This window comes from Zarconia sp., assembly GCF_057467645.1.
Map to the genome: position 1 here is coordinate 1 of NZ_JBRJXU010000154.1, position 4,240 is coordinate 4,240.

Annotated in this window: 4 protein-coding genes; 3 read left to right on the forward strand and 1 reads right to left on the reverse strand. The window is 52.3% G+C overall.

Going from position 1 to position 4,240, the window contains the following annotated elements:
- Positions 1-109: 109 nt before the first annotated feature.
- From AC2215_RS23160 to AC2215_RS23170, 3 genes are all read left to right on the forward strand, one after another.
- Complete coding sequence (locus tag AC2215_RS23160; protein WP_486812389.1) at positions 110-820, forward strand: cysteine hydrolase family protein; 711 nt, start codon at positions 110-112, stop codon at positions 818-820.
- 54 nt (positions 821-874) lie between these two features.
- Positions 875-1,327 carry a cupin domain-containing protein gene (locus AC2215_RS23165; protein ID WP_486812386.1) on the forward strand — a complete coding sequence of 151 codons (453 nt, stop codon included), beginning with the start codon at positions 875-877 and terminating at the stop codon, positions 1,325-1,327.
- An 810-nt stretch (positions 1,328-2,137) separates the two neighbouring features.
- On the forward strand, positions 2,138-4,042 hold the full coding sequence (locus AC2215_RS23170; protein WP_486812387.1) for a S9 family peptidase: 1,905 nt from the start codon (positions 2,138-2,140) through the stop codon (positions 4,040-4,042).
- A gap of 16 nt (positions 4,043-4,058) precedes the next feature.
- On the opposite strand, the gene AC2215_RS23175 is transcribed toward AC2215_RS23170, so the two are convergent.
- A partial coding sequence (locus AC2215_RS23175; RefSeq protein WP_486812388.1) for a hypothetical protein occupies positions 4,059-4,240 on the reverse strand: 182 nt, incomplete at its 5' end.

Here is a 4,240-nt window from a genome sequence, read left to right on the forward strand (position 1 = left end):
CCCCACACCCCACACCCCACACCCCACAACCCACACCCCATTCCCATCAACAGGAGAATCTCCAATGAATCCTTCCCTCAAAACCCTCGGCATTCCCCCAAATGCATGGATGGTGGACGATCGCAGCGCCGATCTCACCCGCAAGGCGATCGCCCCCCAGCCGATGACGATCGAAACCGAGACCAAAACCCTCACCATCGATTTAGCCAAAACAGCCATTCTCGTCATCGATATGCAAAATGATTTCTGTCATCCCGACGGCTGGCTATCCCATATTGGGGTGGATGTGACTCCAGCGCGCAAACCGATCGCCCCGTTGACTCAACTGTTACCTCAATTGCGAAATCTCGGGGTGACCGTGATTTGGCTCAATTGGGGAAATCGACCGGATTTACTCAATATCAGTGCCGGGTTGCGTCACGTCTACAATCCCACCGGATCGGGCGTGGGTTTAGCCGATCCGCTGCCGAAAAATGGTGCTCCCGTTCTGACCGCTGGCAGTTGGGCTGCGGCGGTGGTGGACGAACTTGAAATCACCCCCGAGGATATTCGCGTGGATAAATATCGCATGAGCGGCTTTTGGGATACCCCCCTCGATAGTATTTTGCGCAACTTGGGAAAAACAACCCTGTTATTTGCAGGTGTAAATGCCGATCAATGCGTAATGGCAACCCTACAGGATGCGAATTTTATGGGCTACGATTGTATTTTTGTTAAAGATTGTTCCGCAACCACCTCTCCTGAATACTGTTGGCTAGCAACGGTGTATAACATTAATCAGTGCTTTGGGTTCGCGTGCGATTCTGGGTGTTTTTTCTAAAGACTCGATCGAGCGATAACTCAATAACAAATATTCCGCCGGAGAAAAGCGCCAATGATGGAATGTTGTACGATCGCGATTGCGAAATCTAGCGAGGACTATCAAGCATTTCGGATTAGTCCCCACGATACGAACCGATTGGCGATCGTCTTCGATCCCGAAGCTGCAAATATGTCCCTTGCGGTTTGCGTCGAAATTTTTGATGTGGGGGGAAAAACACCTCCCAATCGCCATCAACTGGCGGTAGAAATGTTTTTCGTTCTCAAAGGAGAAGGCGTCGCCCACTGCGATGGGAAAGTCGTCCGCATCAAAGCGGGAGATAGTTTGCTCATTCCGCCGACGGGCATCCACGAAATTTGGAATACGGGTCAGGAGCGATTGTATCTGTTATGTATGATGGTTCCCAACGAAGACTTTATCGAGTTAATCCGCAGTGGCACTCCCGTGGAACTCGATGAAGAAGATCGGCGGGTGTTGGGGCGCTCGGATACTCTGGTTCCTTGCTAGGCTGTGTTGACATTTGGCGTTCAACCCCATGTGATGACTGAATTTCATCGGTACGAGCGAAATGCTTCGTCAACACTGCGGGTAAAGACTGCCAGTCTGAAATGTCAACAGAACCTAGAGGTCTGTCAAGCTTAAAGTTGTGAGTCGTGTTGTCTGAAATTGCTTGATATGCAATATTTTGAACAATTGCTAACGCACATCATCAAAGTTGACAGACCTCTAGTGCAGCGCGGCAAAAATCATTACCTAGCTCTCAAACGCAGCAAAGCTATGTACGGTGAGCATTTTTAATTGTGCCTAGCAGCACTAGTCTCGCGTCAGGCAAGCGATGAGAGAGTTTTCACTTCGGGTCGGGTGACTGGGTCACTGGGTATCGCAAAGCGCATAGCGCTTAAGACGAATCAACAACCCAGAAAATAGACACAGAAAAGTTTTGGCTGATGGGCGATCGCTCATAGCGCCAGTGCTCCCGATTATATAGGGTGTGGGGAACCCGGTGCCGCGAGCGTTCGAAGATCGATGACTCCAACCTACATCGATTTTCGAGGCAGGCGATCGCCGATTTTTGAAGATAACCGGAGAGTCGATATCATCACCTGCGGCTTAACCCAACCCAGACTCCAGTCGAGGGGGCAAATATAGCTGTCGCCAAGACGGTTAGGACACTTGAGAAATCCAGCTCAAGTCAGCATGTTCTTCTCTTCCCCCGCTCCCCCCGCTTACCTTCACGATGTCTGAACGGGTGTGGCGGTTGCTATACATCACCGTCCCCACGGCCGATTAACATGTTCTAATTGTAGGAAGTTGTTGATGTCTGTAAATCCTTACGATCTCCACCATCATCCTCGACCGCCCATTATCGATCGACAAATTCTCTTTGGCAATCCCGAACGCACGAGTCCCAAATTGTCTCCTGACGGGAAATACACCTCATATATTGCCCCGGATGTCAAGAATGTCCTTCAAGTGTGGGTGCGCGAAGTCGGTGTTGGGGAAGCTCGTCAATTAACCCAAGATCCCAAACGTGGCATTCGCTTTTATCTGTGGACTTACGATCCCCAACAACTGGTTTACGTGCAAGATGCCGACGGGGACGAAAACTTTCACCTCTACGCCGTCAACGTTCGCACCGGCGACGTACGGAATTTGACACCCTTTCCTGGGGTGAGAGTTCAACTGATCGATCTCGATGCCAACTTCCCCCAGGATATTTTAGTGGGATTGAATCGAGAAACTCCCCAACGCTTCGATGTTTACCGCATAGACCTTGCCGGTGGGGACGTTCGACTCGATACCCGAAATCCCGGTAACGTCGTCGGTTGGACGGCCGACGAAAACTATCAGATTCGCGCGGCCGTGGCGGCAACCCCCGATGGTGGCTACGATTTGCTGTTTCGGGAAACCCCCGAGAAGGATTGGGAAGTGCTGCGTCACTGGAGTGGCGACGATGAAGGGTATCCCGTGGGATTTTCCGCCGATGGTAAAACTCTCTACCTGGTGGGGAATCACGATGCCAATGCCAAACGTTTAATTGCGTTGAATTTATCCACTCGCCAAGAAGCGATCGTTGCAGAAGATGCCGAATACGATGTGGCCGAGATTTTGGTGCAGGAGAAAACCCGATCGCCCCAAGCGGTTTCTTTCTACAAAGATCGCCTAGAGTGGCAGGTCTTAGATGAGAGTCTGGCGGAAGATTTTGCCGTCTTGGCTAAAGTTCGCAGGGGAGAGTTGCGTTTGGTCAGTCGCGATTTGGAGGATACCACCTGGCTGGTCTCCTACCTTACCGATGACGGTCCGGTATACTACTACACTTACGATCGCCCTTCGCGCACGAGTACCCTCTTATTTAGCGATCGTCCGGAATTAGAAGACTTGCCCCTGGTTTCCATGCAGCCGATTTCCTATGAGGCGCGGGATGGATTAACCCTGCACGGCTACCTCACCCTACCCATGGGGGGAGAAGTGCCCCTGGCAACGGTACTGCTCGTCCATGGCGGTCCCTGGGCGCGAGATACCTGGGGGTACAATCCAACAGTGCAATGGCTGGCGAATCGGGGGTATGCAGTCCTGCAAGTGAATTTCCGAGGTTCGACGGGATACGGTAAGGCGTTTCTCAATGCCGGTAACCGCGAGTGGGCCGGAAAAATGCACGACGATTTGCTCGATGGGGTGGATTGGTTGGTCGAAAAGGGGGTGAGCGATCGCACCCAAGTGGCGATTATGGGGGCTTCCTACGGCGGTTACGCGACCCTGGTGGGGCTGACGTTTACCCCCAAGGTGTTTGCCTGCGGCGTGGATATCGTCGGACCGAGTAATTTGGTGACGCTGATGGAGAGTATTCCCCCCTACTGGGAACCCTTGCGGGCAGTATTTGCCCGTCGGATGGGGGATGTGGCAACGGAAGAAGAATTCCTCAAATCGCGATCGCCCCTGTTTGCGAGCGACAACATTGAAAAACCCCTGCTCATCGGTCAGGGGGCAAACGATCCGCGCGTCAAACAAGCTGAAAGCGAGCAGATTGTCGAGGCTATGCGTCAAGCGGGGCAACCGGTGAAGTACGTTCTCTATACTGACGAAGGTCATGGTTTTGCCCGTCCGGAAAATCGACTCCATTTTTACGCGATCGCCGAAGAGTTTCTGGCGGCGTATTTAGATGGACAGTTCCAGCCGATCGATGAGATTGAGGGACATTCGGGTATCGTTCGATCGGTTTAGCAACAATAAGTAAACGTCAGTTTTGGATAAGACTATGCCGGGTGGGGGTGGGGTGTAGGGTGTGGGGTGAGAGGGTGTGCAGTTTCAAGTCACCATCAATGATGGTAGATTCTTCCCGAGTTGAGGGAGCACTGGGTGCGAAGGCTCCCTCAACCGACTTGACCTCAACTGCGCTCTCGACCCTTAACCCGCTTAACC

Coding starts and splice junctions, on each gene's coding strand:
- AC2215_RS23160 (WP_486812389.1), top strand. CDS start 110: ATGGTGGACGATCGCAGCGCCGATCTCACCCGCAAGGCGATCGCCCCC.
- AC2215_RS23170 (WP_486812387.1), top strand. CDS start 2,138: ATGTCTGTAAATCCTTACGATCTCCACCATCATCCTCGACCGCCCATT.
- AC2215_RS23165 (WP_486812386.1), top strand. CDS start 875: ATGATGGAATGTTGTACGATCGCGATTGCGAAATCTAGCGAGGACTAT.